Below are 24,340 nucleotides of genomic sequence, written 5' to 3' on the forward strand. Positions count from 1 at the left end.
CAAAAGAGCATAGCCTTTTCTTGTTCTTTCACATTTATGAATGGTATAATAGAGCGTAATTAAAGATACTTATTTTCATTGTTCGTAAAAGGAGAAAATGATGGCAGTTGATGTTGCAAGAACTCAAGATGTATATAAAGATGCGGGTGAAGCCGTAGATTTTATTTTGCTTAAATTAAAGCGTCAGAATAAGGAAGCGGAAAAAGAAGTCGTTGCCGATATGGCAGACCGTATTCAAGCTATTAAGCGGTCTATGAATATTCGTGCCGATAAAGCTAACTTGAAACTGACCTTGGGATTTAGCGATAAAGCTTGGGATTACCTGTTTCCGGGTGCTAAAAAGCCGAAGGAATTGGAAGACTTCCAAGGTATTAAAGGGGATAAGCAGGATGCTCCCGCTACGGAAGCGGACCTGTTTCTCCACGTTCGTGCTACGGACCCGGCTGTTACGTATATGGTCGTTGACCAGATTATGGGATATTTACGCCCCGTAACGGAATTAGTCGACGAAACTCAGGGCTTCCGTTATTTTGAAGGCCGTGCCATTATAGACTTCGTTGACGGCACGGAAAACCCGGTTGATGAAGAAGCGGTAGAATGGGGGGTCATCGGAGATGAAGACCCGGACTTTATTAACGGGTCCTATGCCTTTGCTCAAAAATACGTTCACGACCTTGATGCATGGCGCGCCTTGCCGACGGAAATGCAGGAAAAATTTATCGGACGCCATAAATTCAGCGATATTGAATTGGAAGATGACGAAAAAGACCCGCAGGCACATAACGTAGTGGCTCAAGATAACAGAGACGGGGAAGAACACAAAATCGTTCGTATGAACGTACCCTTCTCCAATCCCGGCGAAGGCGTAAGGGGCACGTACTTTATCGGCTATGCCCGCTATTGGGATGTAACAAAGCAGATGCTTACCAATATGTTTACACAAAACGACAAGCTCCTCGATTACTCTAAGCCCGTAACGGGACAGCTTTTCTTCATTCCGTCCTTGGATATCCTTGATGCCATTGCAGAAGGCGAACTTTAAGAAATAAATCGTAACAGGCACTCATGAGAGTGCCTGTTTTTGTTTTAAGAATATGAGAATATTCGTACAAGTAATATGACAAACGTATTACATATAAGATACAATACAAATACATGTACGACGGCATACAAGCCGCAGACGACGGAAAAGAAACGGAAAGGTGACGGTCATGCTCTTATTCAGTACGCGATTACCCCTTAAAGAGTCGGTAATCAAAGAGGATATTATCGAACTCATTAGAGAATGGATTACGGGAAGTCCTCATTACGGCTTTGAAAATCTGGAATATACCATAAGTGACGGAGATAAGGTCTTTGTAAGCGGAAACACGACTGTTTCTTTTAAAACATTTACGGACTCTAAGGTAGATGTTCTGGCCTGTCGTTTGGAAGAGCGTGAGGATAATAAGTGTTGGCAAAGTGATTGCATCTATATCGACAAAGACGGTACCAAACAGTTTTTGGTTCAACTGCAACGGATGGTCGATTCCTTTACGCCCCGAGATCTGCCGTCAGGAAATAAGCCATATATTGTACGTACTTGTATGGAAAACGGATACTGCCGTAATGACGGACCCTTTGCCATTCAAAGTGAGTATTACATCGTTGAAGAAGGCTATGTAGATACGGCTGTAGCTGTCATGAACGGTGTCGCTGACTACAGTCTTCCCGTTGTCTATCTAAGTGTCGGTGAAAACGGCAGGACCGTTGTCCCTCCGAATTACTTAGCTAAAAAACTTGGCGGCGTGGCGCATGTATTGGTAGAAACAGACAAAAATACGTCTTGGGTGCTGCGTGAACGAACACATGAAAATAACGTGCACAACGGCTATGCAGGCATCTATTTTCCCGGCACGCCCGATTACCGCCGTCACGCTCCGGCAGACTATAACCGTGATGGTAAAGCTATGGCCGATGCCATTATTGCCGATATCTGGAGTATGCTCATCACTCGGTCGGACGTATCCGACTATAATTGGACACAGGTTAACAGCCATAAGGCCAAGCAAAGTCTGCAAGGTTTGCACGGAGAGGGTACTCAGGCACAAGAACAACTGGACCTGTACATGGAAGCCTTTGATCAGGAAAATAAAGAACTCCAGCAGCAGGTAGAAGAATTGAGTTCCCAAAACTATATATTGCGTGCCCGTCTGGATGCCATGACGGCCTCCTTGGCGGACAGTGCGGCTGGAGAGGCCTTTTACTGCCGCGGCGAGGAAAAAGATTTCTACGACGGTGAGACTAATGACCTTCTTTACAGCATCTTGTCGCAAGTAAAGAACCGCTATGAAGAAACGTCACGCCCTTATACGCTTATTGAAGACTTACTGCAAGCCAATCCGCGTGTCGGTGAAGGTGAAAAGATAGCTCGCAGTATTCGCGACCTCTTCGGGAGGGGGTGCCGTATGAGTAGCAGTGAACAGGCTCGGTTAAAAGACTTGGGCTTTACCGTTATTGATGAAGGCCCTCACTTTAAACTGCAGTTTCATGACGGTCGCTATACCTTTTCCATTCCCCGTACGCCCAGTGATCATAGAGAAGGAAAGAATACGGCTTCGGATATTTGTAAGGCCATTGCCATTGAACGAAAATTATAGGAAATCGATAAAACCCCCGGCTCATAGGAGTCGGGGGTTTCGTATATCTGTATTTCGGCCGGTGGGATTAATCTTTATGTTTTGACCCTTTCAGCTTGTGCAGAATGGACAGGTATAAATGGTGCAGTGTCGCTACCGGTGCCGTAAGCATCATACGCGGACCGCTGTAGCGCATGACGGCACGAATTTCTTCACGTCGTGTCGGAGAGTAACAATGAGTCTTGCAAAAAGCACAGAAGGTCTTTGTCTCCATATGAGGACAACGGGCGATTCGTTCCCTTGTATATTGAAGCAAACTTGTGCATACGGGACAGAGAGTTCCTTTTTTGGTATGGTGAAGACCGTGGCAATAAATTTTAATCATTTCTTCCATTGTCTGTTGTTCGCGAGCACGCTTATCCATGGAACGCTCCTTCAAAAAAGGCTCACTAACCGAGTAGTGAGCCTTTTAATATGGTGCGCCTAGCAGGATTCGAACCTGCGCACCCGGTTCCGGAGACCGGTGCTCTATCCCCTGAGCTATAGGCGCATATATGTCGTACTAAAATAGTTTACCATGAATGAGGGTGTATATCAAGATGAAACGGGGGACCTCAACGTTGTCGTAATAGTATAGGTATCAGGAATATATGCATATTCATAAAAGTACATTGACATGAAAATACGTGACTACTACTATAAAAGAAGCACTGACTTGAGTGCACATTTGTTTTTATACAGAGGAGGACCTGTTATGTCGCAAGAAAACTCGAACGACAGCACCGTACAAGTGCAGGGGACAGGCGGTATACTCGGCGCCATTGAGCGCATCGGTAACCGTATTCCCGACATTACCATGCTGTTTATTGCAGCCTTTGTTATTACCTGTGTCGTATCGGCTTTATTCTCACAAATTCATTTCGGATACATTCATCCCACAACAGGTAAAGAAATTACGATCACCAATATGCTGGCCCCCGAATCGCTGGCGACCCTGTTGACTAAGATGGTCAGCAACTTTGCAGGCTTCCCCCCCTTGGCCATGGTTATTGTGGCGACCTTGGGTATCGGCGTCGCACAGGGGTCCGGCTTTATTGCCACGGGCCTGAAAAAGCTTTTGGCCGTAACACCGAAGTTTCTCTTAACACCTATTGTCATCGTCGTCGGTATGCTCAGTCATTTGGCTCCCGATAGCGGCTATATGATCATCATCCCCATGGCGGCTTATTTATTCTACGCATCGGGTAAGCATCCCTTGGCCGGTGTAGGTGCTTCCTTTGCCGGCATTGCCGGTGCTTTTGCAGCCAACTATACGCCGTCGGCCATCGACCCGGTTATCCAGGGATTTTCGCAAATGGCGGCTCAACTCATCGACCCGACATACGAAATCAATGTTTTATGTAACTATTTCTTCTCATTAGCGGCGACGGTGCCCGTTATTGCCGTTTGCTGGTGGGTAACGGAAAAAATTACCGAACCGTGGTGCCGTAAGGCTTGCCCCTTGGATGCGGATATTGACGTATCGGAAGATGCCATCGATGTCATTACGCCTAAGCAAAACAGAGCCTTCTACATTGCGTCCTTCGTTCTCATTTTGATGCTTGTCGGACTCTTTGCGGCGCTTTGGCCGGAAGACTCTATCTTGCGTGACCCGGCGGGAAATATTGCCAGCTTTAAGGCTCCCGTCATGCAGTCCATTGTAGCCATTATCTTTCTGCTTGCGGCCGTACCGGGCATTGTCTTCGGTATCTTGAGCGGTAGCTTCAAGAGCTCCAAGGACTTTACGAAGTCTATGGAAGACATTACGCATACACTGGTACAGCTCATTGTATTCTACTTCTTTGCAGCCCAGTTCATGTATGCCTTCGGTGCATCCAACTTGGGGGCTCTCATTGCCATCGCCGGCGCGGAATTCTTGAAATCCTTGGCCTTACCGCCGCAGGTTACGGTCTTCGGAATCATCGTCTTCGTTGCCTTACTGAACCTGCTCATTACATCCGCCTCGGCTAAGTGGTCCATTTTGGCGCCTATCTTCGTGCCCATGCTCATGTCCGTCGGCATTGCCCCTGAACTGACTCAGGCGGCATTTCGTATCAGCGACTCGGCTGTTAACGTATGCACGCCCATGTTTGCCTTCTATCCCTTAATCATCATTTACTGCCAGAAATACTACAAAAAGACCGGTGTCGGTACGCTGAGCAGCCTTATGCTTCCGTATACGATTGCACTTCTCATCGTCCTGACCATTACCTTGTATCTCTTCTGGGCAGCCGGCATTCCTTTGGGCTTCCAGGCAGACTATGTATATCCGCGTCAAATGTTCTAACATTATTTCATAAAGGCACTTCTAACATAGAAAATACTGTACCCGGTGTATGAAAGAAGGAAAGAATATGAAAGACTTAACACAAGAACTGACAGAACGATTTTACCGCTATATCGGCGTACCGTCTCAAAGTGAACCGAACGGCGGCACGCAGGTTCCCAGTACAAAAGGGCAGTGGGACATGGCAAAACTCTTACAAAAAGAATGTGAAGAAATAGGCCTTGTCGATTTACATTTAAGTGAACACTGCGTTCTTACGGGACGTCTTCCGGCACGCCTGGGGCCGAATAAAAAGTCGGCACCGGCCATCGGCTTTTGCGCTCATCTGGACACGGTAGATGTTAACTTGTCGCCCGTCGTTCACGCCCATACGGTAGAAAACTATGACGGCGGCGACATTGTTTTAAATCGAGAAAAAAATTTGGTCATGAAGGCGGCTGAACATCCTGAATTAAAGCCTTATGTAGGGCAGAACCTTATTGTCACCGACGGAACGAGCGTCCTCGGTTCGGATAATAAGGCGGCTATAGCCAATGTCATGACGGCCTTGCACACCTTGGCAAGCGACTCAAATCTTTACCACGGCGATATTTACGTAGCCTTCGTACCTGATGAAGAATGCGGCCTCTACGGGTCGAAAAACATGGATTTTTCCCGTTTTCCCGTAGACTTTGCCTACACCATCGACTCGTGCGAACTGGGTGAAGTTGTTTATGAAACCTTCAACGCCGGTACGGCCGTCGTGACCATTCACGGCGTCAGTGCTCATCCCATGAGTGCCAAAGGAGTCCTTCTCAATCCGACCCTTTTGGCTGTAGACTTTATGAATCTCTTCGACAGAACGGAAACGCCGGAATGCACGGAAGGAAAAGAAGGCTATATTTGGTGCCAAGCCGTGAAATCCAACCAGTCCGTAGCTGAAGTCACCTTGAACATTCGCGATCACGACAAAGCGAAATACGAAGAAAAGAAGGCACGCATTCGTAAGTATGTAGACGACATGGCGAAGAAATATCCTCGAGCTCGCTTTGAACTCGACATGAGTGATACGTACGGCAACATTCGCGATGCCTTGACGGATGAAAACGGCAAGGCCATCGACTACATTTACGAAGCCATGAAAGAACTGAACATTACGCCCAAAACCATTGCCATGCGCGGCGGTACGGACGGGTCCTTCATCTCCACCAAGGGAATCCTGACGCCCAACTACTTTACAGGCGGCATGAACTTCCACTCCCCTTATGAATTCCTGCCCATACCGTCCCTTGTCAAATCATGCGAAACAACATTGACTATTATTAACCTCGTATATGAGGGAGCGTAACCTATTAGTATGAAAAGGACTTAGATAGAGGAGACTCTGTCTAAGTCCTTTTAATGTATTTGAATATATCATAGTGTGATAATAAAGATAGATTTATACTCATATATAGATACTAATTAACACGATAAGGTATATAATATTTATACGTATTGTCACAATAAGGAGCTTTTTAATAAAGTCTCGGATGAAACATAAGGATAGTTATATTTGGGGGCGTATATGCAGTACTCGGACGGCTATAAAGAAAATACATACCTTACATGGAAGGGCGAAAAGTATCGTGTCACACCGGAATTTGAAAGTCTGTCCTTTTATGATGAAAGGGACGGAGATGTGAGTCTCTACTGCATAAGCCTTACGGACGACTGGCATAAAGAGGAACGCTATCCTTGTTGGGATGCTTTTTGCGGTATTGACGGCCCTTTGTCGGAAAGCTTGGTTGAACAATGGATTTGTGACTATGAAAGTCAGAGCGGCGGCCTTGGATACGGAGACGGACGCTTCGAACACTACGGCTGGAACTCTCAGGACATTTCCGTACTGGACATACTCATTGAACGCTTGGACGAATTTACGACTACTATGCTGAAAGCCCCGGCCTGCACCTTCACGGATCCTCGCTATTACGGTGGACTTCGGGGCAAGGTGGGCGACGTCACCTTCGATATTGATTGGCTTTACAGAAATCCAAAAGGCTTAAAAGACTTAGTTCTCAGTAACGAAGAATATAAACCCTTTTTCGTAGAAAACATACAAGTCTTTGCCGACTACTTTAAACGCTTCTCGGCACAACTGAAAGATATGAGACGTGACTACCCCGAGGCACTGTACTTCGTGCTCATCGGGCCGTAGGGGGATTATATAGGAGGGGCCGCACATGGCACAACGAGGTAAGAACGTGAATGTATTTTTAATAGACGGTCGGGCGACGGGGCGTATAAAGTGTACCTTGGCTAACTGGACGGGTGTAGAAGGAAAATGCTAAAAGTAGAAAAATATTGTGATAGGAGCGAAAATAGTGATTAAAGATATATTAGGTCTTAAAATAGAGGGCAGAAATTTTGCTGATTCAAAAAACTTAGGTTTATTCAATAGTGAAAAGGGATATGTTAAAGCAACATTGCTTTATGGCCGTAATGGGGCAGGTAAGAGTACGATTGCAAAAGCTGTGAGGCTCATTACGGGAAATGCTGATGATAAGGATATAAGTGCTAATTTTTATAATAGAGATAATGAAAAAGTTACATTATCTGGAACAGATAATATTTTTGTGTTTGACGAGAAGTTTGTAGAAGAGAACGTCCGTATTGAAGGCAATCTTGAATCTATTGCGATCTTAGGAGAACAAGTGAGCTTAACACAGGAGATTGGAGAAGTAAAGAAGAAGTTAGATGAGGCACGAAAGTTAGTAGAAAGTCGAGATAGAGAATTTCAAGAGTACATAGATAAGAAGAATCCAAAAGCTCCTCAACTTTATCACGATAGGATATGTGAGATTCTTAGAGGTGATGACGGATGGGCAGGTAGAGACCGGAAGATAAAAAATAACAAGACTAATACCCCAGTGAAAGATGATACATATGAAAAATTTATTGAACTTGAACCTGAAAAAGAAAAGAAGGACCTAGATGCCGACTTTGAAAGTACGCTGAAAAAATTAGAGGCTGCGAGGGACGGCTGTAACAAGATAGCTGAGGAAATTCCGACTGTTCCCGAATCTTATAAACAAGATACGGTTACGCTTGCGAATAAATTAATAAAAGAAAAGATTGAAAAGCCTGAGTTATCGGATAGAGAAAAGATTCTATTAGATTTGGTGACTGGAGGAAAGTCGGTAGAACTACAAGAAAGGGAAAAGTGTCTGAGTGATAAGAACAATACTTTTTGCCCGTATTGTTTACAGGATTTAACAGTAGATTATAAGGAGAAATTAGTAAGAAAGATTCAAAAGGTATTGACTGATAAGGTTAAGAATCATCAGGTACAATTGAAAAATCTGAAGTACAATAAATTAGAATTCGACCTTTCATTCTTTTCATCTTTAAAATCATACCAACAATGCGATGAATTATTGAAGAAAATCAATGATACTATAGATACTAATAATGAGATAATCCAGAAGAAGATAGATAATCCCTATGTACCCCTTAATGATAAAGATATTTCTAATGTGGCAGAGCTAATAAAGAAGTTAAATACTAAGCTGGATAATCTTAAAAAAGAAAAAGATATACATAATACCAAAGTAGGAGATATAGAGGGGTATAAAAATACGCTGACGGATATAAATGAACAACTTGCGTATTACGAGATAATTAAAGATTGTGAACAGTTTAAGATACAGAAAATAGAGTATGATAAGGCAAAAAAGTGTCTGGATGAAGCTAAGAGCTATAAAGATGAGCAAGAAGAAGTCTTAAAGGAGTTGAATGAAAAAAGAAAGAATTTCAAGATTGCTATTGATGTTATTAATAAAGCATTACAATATATATTTTTTACTGAAAATAGGTTAGCTATTAAATCTGACGGTGATAGTTATAAAGTTTTATCAAATGGGGAAATGGTATCACCACAGCAGATTTCTGTCGGGGAACGTAATATATTAGGACTATGTTATTTTTTTGCAAAAATAATGGAAAAAAGAGATGAAAATAGTGTCTATGGTGATGAAAATTTGCTTATAATTGACGATCCGATATCCAGTTATGACTTTGAAAATAGGGTTGGGATTTTGTCTTTTTTAAAGTTTGAGCTTGCACAGATTCTCAATGGAAATAAATACAGCAGGGCTATTGTGATGACGCATGATTTGTCAACTCTTTTTGAAGTAACAGATATTTTCAAAGAATTGGGGGACGAGTGGAAGCAAAAATTTAAAAAAATAAATCCAGAGTACTGCACTTTAGAACTTAAAGATTGTCGATTAATCTGCATTGATACAAAGGGGAAGAAAGAATATACTGAACTTCTTACACAAGTCTATCGTTACGGAAGCGATGAATCCCATGATAATGATATCGTTATTGGTAATGTGATGAGGCAAGTACTTGAAGCTTTCTCAACTTTTGAGTATAGACACGGAATTGCCAAGGTCTCAACCGACGATAAGATTTTGTCGCAAATACCACCGGTGTATATCGATTACTTTAAGAACTTAATGTATCGATTAGTATTACATGGAGGTAGTCATAAAGAAGAACAAGTAAAGAAGTTAAATATTAATTTCTTCTCAGTTATTTCACCAGAGGAGAAGAGAAGAACAGCAAAAGACATAATTTGCTTTATGTATTTATTAAATAAAGCACATGTCCTTGCTCACTTAAAGGAAATTAATAATGTTGAAGTAATTATTGATAAATGGATTAAAGACTTGGAAAAGAGTGTGGTAGTCATGTAAGCTTGTAGTTATTGGTTCGTGTGAAAGTATAGAGGCGATATAATTAGAAATTTTACTTCTTTGAACTCTTGGATGAGATCTATTCCGCAAGGAAATATATGTAATGTGTAATATAAAATATATGTTAAAATAAAAATAGTTTTAAATCATAGATAGTTGCCGTAGACGGCATAGATATAGCACTTGGGAGGCAGGCCATGAGGGAACTTGATTTTGAGGATAAGTTGATTGATTATTTGACGACTGGGACGATTACTCCTGTGCGAGACGGACAGATTGCCGAAGGGCAGTTAAAATATGGACCGATTAAGACAAAGATATGGAAGTACGAACCGAATATTAAGACTACCGAAGATCTGTGGAATAATTTTCGGTCTATTTTGTATACCCTTAATCAGGATAAGTTGGACCGGCCTCTTAGTGATATTGAATTTAATCAAGTAAAGTCAGTTATTAGCAACCTTAAAACTCCGTATGAAGCTGGTCAATTTTTGTATGGCCTCAACGGTGTTTCCCAGGTAGAAGTGGACTTAGACGATGGACGGCATGTGTTTCTGACGGTCTTTGATCAAAAGCAAATTGGAGCAGGCAATACGCAGTACCAAGTAGTGAATCAAATAAGTAGAGAACCGAAGATAACAGGCCGCCCGTCACGCCGCTTTGACACGACTATGCTTATTAATGGCCTACCGATTATTCAAATTGAAGAAAAGGCGGATACACACGATGTAAACGAAGCCTTAAATCAAATGCATCAATATATTGGTGAGCGACAGTATACGGATATTTTCTCGACCTTGCAGATCCTTGTGGCCATTACACCGAATGATGTGAAATACATGGCGAATACGACGGCCGATAAATTCAACAAAGATTTCGCTTTTCGTTGGCAAGATAGAGATAATAAGCCCGTTCGTAATTGGAAAGAGTTTGCAGACTTAATGCTCAGCATCCCTATGGCTCACCAAATGGCTACAAACTTTATGATTCTCGACGGAACGAAAAATAAGCAAATGATTAAGGTCATGCGCCCCTATCAGGTTTATGCAACCCAGGCTGTTTTAGCAAAACTTAAACAAGCTGATTTTTCCGTGGGAACGAATAAGCTGGGCTACATATGGCATACAACTGGCTCAGGCAAGACCATTACAAGCTTTAAGACGGCATGGCTTGCCAGTCGTATGCCTCAGGTGGATAAGGTTGTCTTCGTTGTCGACCGTATTGCCTTGACGCGTCAAACTGATGAAAATTATCGGGCTTACGATCCGTCAGCTGATGCAGATGCAGGCATAAAGGGAAGCGTAGAAAGTACGGAAAGTACGAGGGACTTGGAACGGAAGCTAAAGAGCAAGGACATGTCCATCATCGTCACATCCGTACAAAAGCTGGGCACCTTGGTTAAGCGAAAGAGATTTGAAGTTCCGGATAAACACTATGTGTTTATTGTCGATGAGGCTCATCGGTCTACAGGTGGAGAAAACTTTGAGATGATTCAGAAAAAGTTTAGGCATGCCGCTTGGATTGGCTATACAGGAACGCCCATGTTTGATGATGTAGTGAGCAAGACAGCGCCTCGTACAGAAGATATTTTCGGACCTTTATTACATGCTTATACCATTCGTGAAGCCATTGCTGATAGAAACGTTTTGGGCTTTAAGGTCGACTTTGAAACGACCATTAATGAAGAGCAAATGAAGTCCGAATATCTACCGGCTTTTTATAAGGAGCAATATCCCGATTGGTCGGAAGAAAAAATTCAAAATAAGATAGAAAACATGACAGATGAAGACATGGACGATATGGTTGAACCGAGTATTTATGATGAAAACATAGACCATGTACGCCTTGTCGTAGAAGATATCTTTAAGAATTGGCGCAATCGTTCGAACGAAGGGAAATACAATGCCCTCTTTACGACCCATGTCGGTGGTAACAAGGCGAGTACGCCCATGGCTATGATGTATTTTAATGAGTTCCAACGAGTCAATAAAGAACGGGTAGAGCAAGGCTTGTTTACCTTAAAGACAGCCGTGACCTTTAGCCAGTCTACGAATAATGGAGATTACCAAAAAGTAACCAATGACGGACTTTGGTCGGCCATGCAAGTATATAACGAACAATTTGGTACGGCTTTTGGGTTAGATGATACGTCAGCTTATACGCAAGATGTGGCCAGCCGTTTGAATCGAACGGCAATAGACGGAAACTTCTTGGATATTGTTATTGTCGTAGACCAGCTGCTCACAGGGTTTGACGCGCCGCAAATGAATACCCTATATGTGGATCGCACTTTGAAAAATGCCCTTCTCATACAGGCTTATTCGCGGACTAACCGAGTGGCAGATATGAAAGAAAAGCCGTGGGGGAGAATCGTAAATTACCGCTGGCCTGCGTACAATGAAAGGCTTATGAACAAGGCACTCGCCATTTATGCAGACAAAACGTCGGCAGAATTAAAAAATAGAATAGACCCTGGCACTACAGATCCGGATAAACAGAAATTAGTTGAGACAGGAGTATTAGCCAATTCATTTAAAGCTGAATTGGCTAATACTCGGGCCATTGTCAGCGAAATAGCCAGCATAACAGAACAGTTTACGGCTGTTCCGGCCAGTGAAGGAATGCAGGAACGAATGGCTGAACTCATGCGTGATTATAGCCGTGCTGTATCCCGCTTGAAACAATATAACCATGAAACTGAAAATGGTGAAGAAGGTGGATTTAATTACGATCGGCCCGAACAACTCATAGAAGCACTCGGCATGACCGTTGAAGAAGAGTCCATGCTTTCCAACTCCTTATATAACGAGCTGAAAGAAAAGATGGCAGAACGAAAACAAATTCCCGTCTATCAGATTGAGTTAGCCATGACTCATGTTAAAGACGTACAGGTCAACTATGATTACTTAACAGAACTAGTAGAAAACCTCTTGAACTATGTCCATGATGGCGAAGAAGAAAAAGCTCAAGAAACGAGAGAAAAGATTTACGACTTTACGAAGTCCATGGATGACAGAGCCTATGCCAAAGAAATCAACAACGCTGCCGATGCCATTGTTAAGGGACATTATCCGGCAGCTGGCACCGAGTTAACCTATCCCGTAAAGCTGAGTAAAAGTGATGACATTATTAGGGCTGCCAATGAAGTGGTACTTGGAGACCAAATATTCAATTTCCGATTGCAATGGGGCATTGTCGATGTTGTGTCCAATGAAGAGTTACAGGCTCTTATTGCCGGGCACACATACGGTAGAAACGATTTAGATTCAGAGGGAAAACTTGGCAAAATAAAACGTGCAGGAGCCAAGGAATATGAGGCAAAAGCACAAGACAAGGCCATTAGATCCCTCAAAAAAGTAGAATATAGGAATCAATTGGATTTAGCCATTTATAAATTGGCAGATTCCATGGTAGAACCGTAGTGTAAGCATATAAGTAAGAATAATAGGAGGTACAGATGGAAGAGAAAAAATTAGTACCGAAATTAAGGTTCCCTGGGTTCACTGAACCTTGGGAACAGCGTAAGTTGGGGGAGGTTGCGGATATTATAGGTGGTGGCACACCGAGTACATCTTTTGCGGACTATTGGGATGGAGACATAGATTGGTATTCACCTGTAGAAATTGGTTCTAACCGCTATGTATCCGATAGTATTCGTAAAATTACTAAGTTAGGATTGGAGAAAAGTTCGACTAAAATTTTACCAGTAGGAACGGTATTATTTACCTCAAGGGCAGGCATTGGTAATACTGCCATTCTGAGAAAAGAAGGGTGTACAAATCAGGGATTTCAGTCCATTATTCCCAGAAAAAATATTTTGGACACCTATTTTTTATATACCTTAACACCTCAATTAAAACGTTATGGTGAACTTATGGGGGCTGGGTCTACATTTGTTGAAGTATCTGGTAGACAAATGGAAAAAATGCCTTTAAATATTCCATCTTTAGAGGAACAGAAAAAAGTCGGTAAGTTATTCGAAATTTTAGATGACAGCATCACCCTTCATCAGTAAAAGTCATTTCCACACATTTTTACTAGGTTAACCCTGATAGGGATCTCATGACTAAATCAATATCTCGGTTTTCTAGTTCTTGAATGATATGTAAATAGGTCTTTTGGGTCGTTGTCATGCTCGCATGACCCAATCGTCTGGCTACGCTGGCAATGGAAACGCCGGCGAAGAGTAAGAGGGAGGCATGGGTATGTCTTAGGCCATGAATGGATATAACGGGTATGTTTTGGGCCTTGCAATGGCGAGCTAATATACTGTTTACCGTAGAGTTAAAGACACGGCCTCGAATAAAAATCGGTTCGTCTTCAGGTAGGCCCTTGATTAGTTCGGAAAATTGGATGATAGTTTGCCAATCAAGTTGTATTTTCCGCACAGATGACTTGTTCTTCGTCGGCATGAACCCTCCCTTCCCTTTATAATCCCACGTCCGCTCCACCGACAAGGACTGTCTGGCAAAATCAAAGTCTTTAGGCGTTAAGGCCAGGGCTTCAGAAAATCGCATACCTGTTTTGGCAATTAATAGAATCAGCCAGTCCCAATTGATTTTCGGCGGTAGTTTCAAGGATGAAAGCAAGGTGTGAAGCTCGAATTGGTTTAAGTACTTAATCTTCTTCGCCCTAGGTGTCTTCCCTTTTATAATAGCCTTACGAGTCGGATCGCGTTCAATCATGCCATCGTCAACAGCATCTAAGATGGCAGCTTTTAGCTGATGATGAAAATCCATAGTCGTTTGTCGTTCATGAACAGCTGCATAATCGTTTAATAATTTTTGATAGGTTATGCGATTTAAATCACATAATGATAATTGAGGCACCAGTTTTTTCAACCATACTAGTGTAATCTCGTATTTTTTCATGGTTACATCTCGAATGGCCCCTTCTTTATAAATACGTATCCACCTTTCATAATATTTATAAAAAAGCTCACTTCCCTTTTCATTCATATTTATGTTCTCCTTCCTTTAGCAAATTTACAGCATATATTTGTGCAGAAATGACTCTTCCTGATGAAGGGTGATATCATCTGTCATGCACTTTAATAAATAACCAATTTTCTGTTGTTCTTGTACTGATGGGACGGCTACATACTGATTCAAAAAGTCCTCAACAACTAATTCATTCATCATCGTTCCCTTTTTAGTTGAATATACTAACTTTTTTTGCATAATGGGTTCATAGTTTATATATTCTTTCCAGAAATTTAATTCCATATCTATTAAGGGGCGTAAAACAGTAAAGCGAGGCGACATAATTCCATTTCCAACATCATTCATCACAAATCTACCAAATTTAAAATCCTTGTTTTCGTGACCTTCAAAAGCAATATCTCCGACTCTTAAAACTTTATAGTTATCTAATGATTCAGTACTAGCACCATTTCCAGACTCACTATAAATCATTCTTGAAATAGAAATAGTTTTATTGAAAGGGAATTGTCCATCATTACGTTCTAAATTTTTTTGGAATAGAGATCTAAACTTACGCTGTTCCCAAGGATATGTAGAAAGCAAGAGCTCTATACTTGTTATACAACTGAAAAAATTCCGGTCGGATTCAATCTGACCGGAATTTTCTATTGCTCGTTATTTCCTCTTCCTCCCTTAGCAATTTCTACTCACATCATTCATTGTTTTCACGCGACTCAACATCCACCTGTATTAAGCAAAGGGAAGACATCGTTTCAGGTGGTCTGCCGGGATTTGCACGTAGCGGTCTTCCTTGTCCAGGACTTCGATCATGCCGTTGTTCCAGAAGGTGGAGAGGCGGAGCTTTCTGCCGCTTTCCAGGCAGAAGGTAATGTTTTTGATATACGAGGTCAGACCGTAGGGCAAGGTCATGTTACAGGCTCCCGTAAATTCGCAGGCTGCTTCTTCAAAGGTTTGTTCTTCAATGAGGCAGTCGACGACGGTGTCTCCTTGTAGTCCTGCAAAGAGTTCTTTGGCCAGGTATTCTTGTTCCAGTTCTTCTTCGGAGGCTCCGTAGTAGTGAGTCGGAATGGAGTCTTTGCCCATGTAGACGGTTGATGATTCGGTGAAGTCGATTTCAAATTTTCCTTTGTCCGTCACAAGGACTATGGGACAGAGGTACCAGTTCATAATGAGGTTAACGTGGTCGACTCCGCATAGACAGGCATCGACGTCGATGGAGGTTTTATTTTCCGGATGGCGTTTGTGCGTGCAAAAATGGGATATGGAGTAACCGTCTATGGGGCCGACGCCGAAGCCCACAGTGGTGATTTCTTCAATAGTTGCGCCCATGAGGCCCAAGTGATGACAGTATTTTTTAAAAATGTCGGCCTCTTGAATAACCGGAGCCGCCCACTCATATTTCGAAAATTCCCTGCTCATAAAACCTTGTGCACCTTCTCTCAGTCGTAGGTTGTGTTCGTTAATAAACCGTTGCATATCGTCCATGTCGGCACTTCCTTTGTAAAAGTAGTACGTACTAAACGAATTTTTGTAATTTCATCATAACATAATAATTTTTAAAGAACAAACAAATTAGCAACTAATGAGTTAAAGTATATTGCATGCAAGGTATTAAAAATCTTAAAGTTGGGGTTTTTATGCTTTGCATGGGGGCTCTTTGGCATATGCTTGCCTTAGAATTATTCGGGCTGTGATATAATAGTTACTACATGTCAGATCTGATGGTTGTATGGTGTTTCGGTTAGGGGGATAAATGATGAAGACAGGCTATGATTTATTAAATGATCCGTTTTTGAATAAGGGCACGGCGTTTACCATTGAAGAACGTATAGAAAACGGGTTGGTCGGGTTGTTACCGCCTCATGTACAGACTCTTGAAGAGCAGGCCAGGCAAGCGTACGAACATATTTGCCGCAAGGATGCGGGTATTGAAAAGCGGCGTTTTCTCATGCAGTTGTTTGATACGAATCGCACCTTGTTCTATAAGGTGTTCAGCGAACACGTAGTCGAATTCATGCCTATTGTGTACGATCCGGTTATTGCCGAAAATATTGAAGAATACAGTGAACTTTTTGTAAATCCGCAAAATGCTGTCTTTTTGTCTGTCGACGAACCGTCGCAAATTGAAGAGTCCTTGAGAAGCGGAGCAGAGGGCAAAGATATTCGTCTCATTGTCGTATCCGATGCGGAAGAAATCCTCGGTATCGGTGACTGGGGTACGAACGGTGTCGACATTTCCGTCGGTAAGCTTATGGTGTACACGGCTGCCGCCGGCATTAATCCCGAACAGGTTTTGCCGGTTATCCTCGATTGCGGTACCAATCGTCAGTCCCTTTTAGATAATCCGCTGTATCTGGGAAATCATCAAAAGCGTGTAACAGGGCATGATTACGATGTATTTTTAAATACTTTTGTGGAAACGGCGGAACGACTCTTTCCGAAATTGTACTTACATTTTGAAGACTTCGGCAGAGACCATGCGGCGGCTTTATTACAAAAATATAATAAGACCTATCCCGTATTTAACGATGATATTCAAGGGACGGGGATTATTACGCTCGCCGGTATTTTGGGAGGTCTCGATATTTCTCAAGAAAAGCTAACGGACCAGGTGTACATGTGTTTCGGTGCCGGTACAGCCGGTTGCGGTATTGCTCACCGCGTCTATGCAGAAATGGTAGAACAGGGTCTTTCCCCGGAAGAGGCAAAAAAACGTTTTTATCTTGTCGATAAGCAGGGCCTTCTTTTTGACGATACGCCGAATCTTACGCCGGAACAACGAGAGTTTACTCGTAAGCGCGATGAGTTTTCTAATGCCCATGAATTGACGAATTTGGAAGCTGCAGTTAAGGCGGTGAACCCGACGATTCTTGTGGGTACGTCGACAGTTCCCGGGGCCTTTACGGAAGGTGTTGTTCGCCATATGGCAAAAACGACGAAACGTCCTTTCATCTTCCCGTTGAGCAACCCGACAAAGCTGGCAGAAGCCAAGGCGGCAGATCTCATTGAATGGACAGAAGGTCGCGGCCTTATTGCTACGGGTATTCCTGCCGAACCGGTTATGTATAAGGGGATTATGTATTATATCGGACAAGCTAATAACGCCCTCATTTATCCCGGCTTGGGTTTGGGTGTCATGGCAGCAGAGGCCAAGCTGTTGACGGATGAAATGATTTCCGCAGCCGCTCATGCATTGGGAGGAATCATAGATGTAACGCAACCCGGGGCAGCCACCTTGCCGCCGGTAGATAAACTCACGGAGTTTTCCCATACTGTGGCCGTAGCGGTAGCAAAAGAAGCCGTACGGACAGGGCAGAGTGATTTGAGCGAAGAAGAGGCTTTGCAAAACGTGGATGCTTTGAAATGGGTCCCTGAATACAAATAAAAGCACGTAAGTAAAAGAGGCATCTCATTGAGATGCCTCTTTTATGTGAAGATTCTTATTTGTAGAATATGTCAAAGCTCAGACTCGTCGACGTAGTGTCGTTATGGTATTGGGTAATGACGATCAGGTAGTCGTCGGTATTCAAGGTAACGGCTGTATTTTCATCGCCCGCCGAAATTTGTTCTTCTATGATTTCCGGTATGTTGTATGTCCGCAATTGCCCGTCAGGCAAGGTAACCGTCAGGTTCTTGCCCGATTCGTCCAAGGCCAGTGTGTAGTCGCCGAAGGTACGAGAAGCTTTGCGAGTCTGCTTGTTGAAGAAAAAGACGTTGTTTAAATTTGCCTCCGCATACGACGCAATATGATAGGAAATAGCGGATTCTCGTCGCGGCGTCAGGTTGGTTACCTTGCCTTTTTTGTCACCGGTCGGAGTATGACCGGCGGTATAAGATTCGTCTTCCGATTCGCTCTGAGTCGATTCGGCATCCTTATCGAACTGGCTGCTTATGGAGAAATGAGGGATATAGGTATCTTCTTCGTGAGTGTAGGTGACGAAACGGATGAAAGAGGTGTAACCTACGAGGGGCATGAACATAATGAGCCCCATGATAAGGGCAAGGAGTTTCGTGTGTGCCCCCGGCCCTGTTTTACGAATGAGAAGGTAAAGGTTGTGAATCAGAAAGGCACCGTTAAAGAGGATAATGTAAACGGCCCCCAGGATAAGAGATGAATCGACATAGACTCGCTTAACGGTAAGGATAAGGCAAAGGGCCGTAAGGGCCGAGAAGAGGATGAGTATGAGGGGATGTTCGGGAATGGTTGCTTTAATGCGAAAGCCGGCTAAAAAGAATAGATAGTATAAGGTAACGTAAGGATAGTAGGTATACAAAAAGCGAGCATCAGGTCGCACGTCGATAAGGATTAAAAACAGATAAATGACGGCTAGGGTTCCCGAAAAGACGGTGAACTTAGGCACGACGGTCTTAAAAATAAAGGTGTAGAGTTTGCCCGGTTCGGAGGGTACTGATTCATACGAAAAGAGGACGATGAAGAAGACCAGGGTCCACAAGGTGGGGGTGAGATGACCGGTAATGAAGGTAATAGGGAGGCTTTCGGGAAAAATGAGGGCGACAAATAAAAGGATGACGGATAGCAGAGTGTTGATGAGTATGGCTACGGCACCTGCTTTGATGAATTGCAGAAAGCGTCCGTAAAAAGCCGAAGTCGGGTTATTCGTAGCATCCAGGGTCAAGTATCGCAAGACGGTGACAAAGAGCCAGAGAGCCGCTAAGTTCAGGCATAAGGCGGAAACGCCCGTATTATCCAGAGCTACAGCTGCAGCGTAGGCGATGGCCGAAATAACGGCGGCAAGTACCGTGGCAATAGTTCTGAAACGGTTATTGCGTAGAACATAGGTCTGTATAAGAAGGGCGGGACCGCATAAGAGAATGAGTGCTGAACGAACGTAGGGTTCCGTCGTAGGGATGTTGGAAATGAATCCTGAAAATAAAAGGATCAGTATATACAGCAAAGGGTCCTGTTTAAACAGTTGATACAGGTGAGAACCCGCTTTTTGAAGTTTAGCTTTTAACATACGTACCTCCGCAATATATTGGTGATGTTATTATATACTATATCCTGCAGGCAAGGGAATCGGGCAGATTCGGTCGTTATATCTATAAGGGTTTCACAGACTACCGTGTCTTGATATAATAGAATCATAAGATGCATAGGAGGTATAAGATGAAAAAGAAACTTATTGCGGCTATGTTGGCCGTTTCTATCGGTACGGCCTCTTTCGGTGCCGTTCTTCCCGTAGAAGCCATCGGCTTGGGCGGTATGATTAAAGGTGGAGCTATCGGCCTTGTCATCGATAAATACGGCAGCTCCATTAACAGCTTTTTGAATAAATTATTGAATCAGAAAAATCTCGGCACTACGTATGCGACGAAGGTGGTTCCCATTGTCAGTATCGGTAACGGCAGTCGTGTCGGTGCCGCTCAGGTTACGGGACCGACGGCGGAAGTGGATCAGGTAAAGGCCGTAGCCCAGGTAGAGGGTAGCTTTAATAACATAGCGCGTGTTAAGGGGCTTGTTCCCGTAAACAGTGCCAATCCCGTCGGGGCATCGCGTATTCAGGGCGTAGGCGTTTCGGCGATTATCGATTTAAAAATCTAATTTCCTGCGGGAAAAACGAGGTGTATCGTGGCTAAAGAATATTATGAACTTCACGTGGCAGGCTGTACGCGACAGTTACCGATTTTAAATGTTACGGACAGTCTGGCTATTGCAGGCTTTGTCATTCTCGGTGACACGGAGCTGACCGTCAATACGGCTAAGGAGCTGGCGGCTAAGCTTCCGGCCGAAGCGGATATGATTATGACAGCCGAAACGAAGGGGATTCCCTTGGCAGCCGAAATGGCCCGGATTCTCGGCATGCCTCACTATATTGTGGCACGCAAGAGCATTAAGGCTTATATGGAAAATCCCCTTATTGTAGACGATGAATCGATTACGACGAAGGGAAAACAGATCCTCTGCCTTTCCGATGCGGATGTAGAGCTTATCAAGAATAAGAAAATTGTCATTGTAGATGACGTTATTTCTACGGGCGGTTCTTTGAAGGCTCTGGAAGAGTTGGCTGAAAAGGCCGGTGCCGAAGTCATCGGCAAGGCGGCTATTTTGGCTGAAGGGGATGCGGGCAAGCGGACGGACATTATTTTTCTGGAAAAGTTGCCCCTTTTTGAAGCCCGTTAGGGCTTAAGCGGGAAGTGGTACCATGAAAACGCTGACACTTGAAGATATGCGTCAATTAAGCACGATGACGAGGGCTGAACGCCAGGCTCATTCGTGCCGTGAATCGCAGCTGGACGGATTGAATCTCGACGGCTTGGATTTATCGGGCCTGGATTTTTCGTGGTCCGACTTTCGCCATGTATCTTTCATCGGGGCTTGTTTGCAAGATACTGATCTTTCCGATACGCTGTTTACCGATTGCTCTTTGGCCGTCGCCGACTTGTCCGGTGCCGACTTGCACGGAGCGGCCTTGCGAGGTTGCGACTTGAATCATGCAGTCATTAAAGGGGCCAACTTATACCGGGCCAACCTGGAAGGTGCTCGATTGGACGCTATTGTAGACGATGAGAAGACTCGGTTTTTTCGTCTTTATTGTCCCCAAAAGGGACCTTTTTTGGCGTACAAGAAGTGTTTTAACGACCTTCTTGTCACCTTGTTGGTACCTGCCGACGCCAAGCGTACCTCCGCTACAGGTAAGACCTGTCGCTGTAATAAGGCCAAGGTCCTAAGTATTAAGAGTTTTGACGGAAAGACGTCGTATAAAGAGGCCATGTCCTTGGTGGACCCCAAGTTTATTTATCGCGTCGGACAATGGATGGAAGTAAAGAATTTTAATGAAGACCGTTGGTACGATTCGACGACGGGCATTCATTTTTGGTTGACGCCGGAAGAGGCGAAGGCTTATTAAGGAGAAATATGCATATTATTGCGGCAGTAGATGACAGTATGGGACTCTTGTTCAACAACAGGCGACAGAGTAAAGACAGCGAAGTGATCAGGCGTATCATAAAAGAATACGGGACGAATTTGTACATTCACCCCTTTTCTGCCGATTTATTTGAAGGTTCGGAAGCGGTTCTTACGTGCGACGAGAATTTTCTTGAAAAGGCCGGCGAAGATGCGTATTGTTTTGTTGAAAATGTATCTGTAAAGTCTTTTGTCGATTCGGTTCAATCTGTTGTTTTATATAAGTGGAACCGTGCTTACCCGGGTGACTTTTTCTTTGATTTGCCCTTAGAAGGGGTATTTACCGTAACGAAGCAAACGGATTTTATCGGCACGTCTCACGATGATATTACGCAAGAGGTATATACGAGATGATAAAGAAAAAACTTACGGCCTTATTGGCGACCCTACTGGTAATGGTATCATTAGCCGGGTGCGGCTCTAATCCGGTCGAACCGAAGGCGGAAAAGGCGGTACCTGCAGCCGCTGTTTCGGCACAAAACGAGTCGGGGCGCAATGTTGTCGACCTGTCGACCTTGCCGCCTTTTAGCGGGAAGCCCTATGTGGTCATTAACAACAATGAGCCGTCTTTTTCCCAAGAGGATATGAAGACGACATCTGTCGAGCGATACAGTGATCTCGATCCGTTGGGGCGGTGCGGTCCGGCCTTTGCCGATATCGGCGAAGATTTGATGCCTACGCAAAAACGCGGTCCTATCGGTTCCGTCAAACCCAGCGGTTGGCAAACGGTTAAATATGATAACGTAGACGGAAAATACTTATATAACCGCTGTCACCTTATCGGTTATCAGTTGACGGCGGAAAATGCAAACCCGAAGAATCTCATTACAGGTACGCGCTATTTGAACGTGCAAGGCATGCTTCCTTTTGAAAATATGGTTCATGACTATATTAAGGAAACGCACAATCACGTGCTTTATCGGGTAACGCCCGTCTTTGAAGGAAAGAATTTGGTGGCAAGGGGAGTGCAAATGGAAGCACTCTCTGTAGAAGATAACGGAAAGGGAATCAAATTTAACGTTTTTGTTTATAATAATCAGCCCGGTATCGAAATCGATTATGCCACGGGCAAAAGTCATCGAATATCAGTATAGCAGCGGCTTTGCAAGGCATTCTTATTCTCTGTATAATGAAATTAAAGAAACTATGTTCGTATCTTCGGATTCGGTCTGTGTTGTTCGGAACGGAGTGATGACAGATGAATAAGAAAGCCGAGGCCTTCCGAAAATATTTAAAGAAATCGGGAATCAAGTCGTTTATGATGGATGATATGCATGACCGCCAGTTGAACACGGTCATTTTCAGGACATTCATTGAAGCTCAGGGAACGGAATTACCGCTTGTGTTGGTTCTTGACGATACGCTGTATTCGACAATTCGTGTTCTCATAGCCCCGAAGGTTCTGAAAAACGGCAACGAAACGGCTGTATATAATCTCATCAATGAGTACAATCGTACGTACAAGTCTTTCAAGTACTGTGTTGACGAAGAAGGGGCACTGATCCTGGACGTTTGCTACATTAGCGATGATGTAGCTGACGGAGAAATTATATCGGTTTTGTTCAGCCTCATTATCGAGCACTTGGAAGAATCGTACGGACAAATTATGCGAGCCGTCTGGGCCGCTTAAAAGGGAAAGAGTCGTCGGTAAGACGGCTCTTTTTTGTTGCCGTAACGGAAAATCCGAAAGAGTAAATATAACGATAAATTTGCATATTTTCATAAGATTGACAGTCATAGACGGGTGTGATAATCTTTCTTGTATGTTAATGCAGATGATTCGCATTTGCCAAAAAGGAGATGGTAGGGTTGAGGAAATGGATAGCTTGCATACTTACGGTCCTTTTGGCCGTATCCGTTTTGGCCGGTTGCGGTAAGACGGAAGAGGCGGCGAAGAAGGATAAGGTGAAGGTGGCTGTCAGCTTTGATGCCATGGGAGAATTCGTCAAGGCCGTAGGCAAGGACAAAGTGGAAGTGCATACCGTTATCCCGGCAGGGACGGAACCGCACGGTTTCGAACCTTCGACGGAAACAATGAAAGCTCTTTCAGGGGCAGACGTATTCGTGTATAACGGGTTGGGTATGGAACCGTGGCAGGAAAAGGTTGTCGAAGCGGCTCATAACGACAAGCTCGTTAAAATTGAGGCTTCTAAGGGAATTGACGCCATTAAGAATACTGATCCGGAAGAAGTGGAAGAACACGGTGAATTCGATCCCCATGCATGGCTCAGTCTGACTTGTGCCGCACAAGAGGTTCAAAATATTGCCGACGGACTGGCTCAAGCCGACCCGGCTAATAAGGATTTCTACGAAAAGAACGCTAAAGAATACATTGCCCAGCTTGAAAGCCTGCGCAAGGATTATGAAGGCAAGTTTAAAGACGTTCAGCGTCGCGACTTCGTAACGGGTCACGCAGCTTTCGGCTATTTGTGCCGCGATTTCGCGTTAACGCAAAAGAGCGTAGAAGACGTTTTTGCAGAAGGTGAGCCGAGCCCGAAGGAATTGGCCGAACTGACCGAATATTGCAAGACGAATCAAGTGAAGACGATTTTTGCCGAAGAAGCGGCAAGCCCTGCAGTTTCTAAAACCTTGGCCGCCGAAGTAGGTGCCAAGGTGGAAGTCCTCGATACGATAGAAAGCAATCCTGAAGGAGAGTCATATCTCGATCGTATGAAGACCAACTTGGAACGCATTTATGAAAGCATGAAATAAATCCTCTTTTAGATAGAAAAAAGGACAGGAAGAAAGGTATTGCGCTCAGACTGAAAAGGAGCGGTATCTTTTGGATTCTGTCCTTTTTT

General features: G+C 43.8%; 21 protein-coding genes and 1 tRNA gene. 16 read left to right on the forward strand and 6 right to left on the reverse strand.

Annotation, left to right across the window (positions count from 1 at the left end; translation table 11 throughout):
* Window positions 1–100: 100 nt before the first annotated feature.
* Both HMPREF9429_RS04845 and HMPREF9429_RS04850 read left to right on the forward strand, forming a co-directional pair.
* Window positions 101–1,042, forward strand: coding sequence for a Dyp-type peroxidase (locus HMPREF9429_RS04845; protein WP_040773850.1), 942 nt, complete (start codon window positions 101–103; stop codon window positions 1,040–1,042).
* Between the two features lie 169 nt (window positions 1,043–1,211).
* Window positions 1,212–2,639, forward strand: coding sequence for a hypothetical protein (locus HMPREF9429_RS04850; RefSeq protein ID WP_006942087.1), 1,428 nt, complete (start codon window positions 1,212–1,214; stop codon window positions 2,637–2,639).
* Window positions 2,640–2,706: 67 nt separating this feature from the next.
* Here HMPREF9429_RS04850 and HMPREF9429_RS04855 read toward each other — a convergent pair whose 3' ends face one another.
* Window positions 2,707–3,042 (reverse strand): nitrous oxide-stimulated promoter family protein, encoded by a 336-nt coding sequence (locus tag HMPREF9429_RS04855; protein WP_006942088.1) that lies wholly within the window; start codon window positions 3,040–3,042, stop codon window positions 2,707–2,709.
* 51 nt (window positions 3,043–3,093) lie between these two features.
* Window positions 3,094–3,168, reverse strand: a tRNA-Arg gene (locus HMPREF9429_RS04860).
* Between the two features lie 204 nt (window positions 3,169–3,372).
* Here HMPREF9429_RS04860 and HMPREF9429_RS04865 point away from each other — a divergent pair.
* From HMPREF9429_RS04865 to HMPREF9429_RS04890, 6 genes are all read left to right on the forward strand, one after another.
* Entirely contained in the window at window positions 3,373–4,944 is a 1,572-nt protein-coding gene (locus HMPREF9429_RS04865; protein ID WP_040773853.1) for an AbgT family transporter, read from the forward strand.
* A 67-nt stretch (window positions 4,945–5,011) separates the two neighbouring features.
* Entirely contained in the window at window positions 5,012–6,271 is a 1,260-nt protein-coding gene (gene pepT, locus HMPREF9429_RS04870) for a peptidase T (RefSeq protein WP_040773855.1), read from the forward strand.
* A 219-nt stretch (window positions 6,272–6,490) separates the two neighbouring features.
* The gene (locus tag HMPREF9429_RS04875) at window positions 6,491–7,123 is read left to right on the forward strand and encodes a hypothetical protein (protein ID WP_006942091.1); all 633 of its coding nucleotides are present in this window, start codon (window positions 6,491–6,493) and stop codon (window positions 7,121–7,123) included.
* A 166-nt stretch (window positions 7,124–7,289) separates the two neighbouring features.
* On the forward strand, window positions 7,290–9,668 hold the full coding sequence (locus tag HMPREF9429_RS04880; protein WP_040773858.1) for an AAA family ATPase: 2,379 nt from the start codon (window positions 7,290–7,292) through the stop codon (window positions 9,666–9,668).
* 197 nt (window positions 9,669–9,865) lie between these two features.
* A complete protein-coding gene (locus HMPREF9429_RS04885) occupies window positions 9,866–13,090 on the forward strand; it encodes a type I restriction endonuclease subunit R (RefSeq protein ID WP_006942093.1) in 3,225 nt (1,074 codons plus the stop codon).
* A 35-nt stretch (window positions 13,091–13,125) separates the two neighbouring features.
* Window positions 13,126–13,683: a restriction endonuclease subunit S gene (locus tag HMPREF9429_RS04890; RefSeq protein WP_006942094.1), complete on the forward strand. Its 558-nt coding sequence runs from the start codon at window positions 13,126–13,128 to the stop codon at window positions 13,681–13,683.
* A 22-nt stretch (window positions 13,684–13,705) separates the two neighbouring features.
* Here HMPREF9429_RS04890 and HMPREF9429_RS04895 read toward each other — a convergent pair whose 3' ends face one another.
* The 3 genes from HMPREF9429_RS04895 to HMPREF9429_RS04905 form a co-directional block, all read right to left on the reverse strand.
* Window positions 13,706–14,626, reverse strand: a complete 921-nt coding sequence (locus HMPREF9429_RS04895; protein ID WP_006942095.1) for a site-specific integrase — start codon at window positions 14,624–14,626, stop codon at window positions 13,706–13,708.
* A 27-nt stretch (window positions 14,627–14,653) separates the two neighbouring features.
* Window positions 14,654–15,193, reverse strand: a complete 540-nt coding sequence (locus HMPREF9429_RS04900) for a restriction endonuclease subunit S (protein WP_071585512.1) — start codon at window positions 15,191–15,193, stop codon at window positions 14,654–14,656.
* A 147-nt stretch (window positions 15,194–15,340) separates the two neighbouring features.
* Window positions 15,341–16,096: a hypothetical protein gene (locus tag HMPREF9429_RS04905; protein WP_006942097.1), complete on the reverse strand. Its 756-nt coding sequence runs from the start codon at window positions 16,094–16,096 to the stop codon at window positions 15,341–15,343.
* A gap of 268 nt (window positions 16,097–16,364) precedes the next feature.
* Between HMPREF9429_RS04905 and HMPREF9429_RS04910 the strand changes: the two genes are divergently transcribed.
* Window positions 16,365–17,996 carry a malolactic enzyme gene (locus HMPREF9429_RS04910; RefSeq protein WP_006942098.1) on the forward strand — a complete coding sequence of 544 codons (1,632 nt, stop codon included), beginning with the start codon at window positions 16,365–16,367 and terminating at the stop codon, window positions 17,994–17,996.
* A 55-nt stretch (window positions 17,997–18,051) separates the two neighbouring features.
* On the opposite strand, the gene HMPREF9429_RS04915 is transcribed toward HMPREF9429_RS04910, so the two are convergent.
* Window positions 18,052–19,590, reverse strand: a complete 1,539-nt coding sequence (locus HMPREF9429_RS04915) for a hypothetical protein (protein WP_006942099.1) — start codon at window positions 19,588–19,590, stop codon at window positions 18,052–18,054.
* A gap of 149 nt (window positions 19,591–19,739) precedes the next feature.
* Here HMPREF9429_RS04915 and HMPREF9429_RS04920 point away from each other — a divergent pair, with 149 nt between their 5' ends.
* The 7 genes from HMPREF9429_RS04920 (at window position 19,740) to HMPREF9429_RS04950 (ending at window position 24,251) form a co-directional block, all read left to right on the forward strand.
* Entirely contained in the window at window positions 19,740–20,174 is a 435-nt protein-coding gene (locus HMPREF9429_RS04920) for a hypothetical protein (protein ID WP_040773860.1), read from the forward strand.
* Between the two features lie 27 nt (window positions 20,175–20,201).
* On the forward strand, window positions 20,202–20,753 hold the full coding sequence (locus HMPREF9429_RS04925; RefSeq protein WP_006942102.1) for a phosphoribosyltransferase family protein: 552 nt from the start codon (window positions 20,202–20,204) through the stop codon (window positions 20,751–20,753).
* Window positions 20,754–20,775: 22 nt separating this feature from the next.
* Window positions 20,776–21,480 carry a pentapeptide repeat-containing protein gene (locus HMPREF9429_RS04930; RefSeq protein WP_006942104.1) on the forward strand — a complete coding sequence of 235 codons (705 nt, stop codon included), beginning with the start codon at window positions 20,776–20,778 and terminating at the stop codon, window positions 21,478–21,480.
* Window positions 21,481–21,488: 8 nt separating this feature from the next.
* Window positions 21,489–21,893 carry a hypothetical protein gene (locus HMPREF9429_RS04935; RefSeq protein ID WP_006942105.1) on the forward strand — a complete coding sequence of 135 codons (405 nt, stop codon included), beginning with the start codon at window positions 21,489–21,491 and terminating at the stop codon, window positions 21,891–21,893.
* Window positions 21,890–22,633, forward strand: a complete 744-nt coding sequence (locus HMPREF9429_RS04940; protein ID WP_006942106.1) for a DNA/RNA non-specific endonuclease — start codon at window positions 21,890–21,892, stop codon at window positions 22,631–22,633. The genes HMPREF9429_RS04935 and HMPREF9429_RS04940 overlap by 4 nt, the downstream gene beginning before the upstream one ends.
* Before the next feature lie 104 nt (window positions 22,634–22,737).
* Complete coding sequence (locus HMPREF9429_RS04945) at window positions 22,738–23,169, forward strand: hypothetical protein (RefSeq protein WP_006942107.1); 432 nt, start codon at window positions 22,738–22,740, stop codon at window positions 23,167–23,169.
* A gap of 170 nt (window positions 23,170–23,339) precedes the next feature.
* Window positions 23,340–24,251: a metal ABC transporter substrate-binding protein gene (locus HMPREF9429_RS04950; protein WP_006942108.1), complete on the forward strand. Its 912-nt coding sequence runs from the start codon at window positions 23,340–23,342 to the stop codon at window positions 24,249–24,251.
* Window positions 24,252–24,340 lie beyond the last annotated feature (89 nt).

The sequence above is a fragment of the Megasphaera micronuciformis F0359 genome (assembly GCF_000165735.1).
Classification (GTDB): Bacteria; Bacillota; Negativicutes; order Veillonellales; family Megasphaeraceae; genus Megasphaera; species Megasphaera micronuciformis.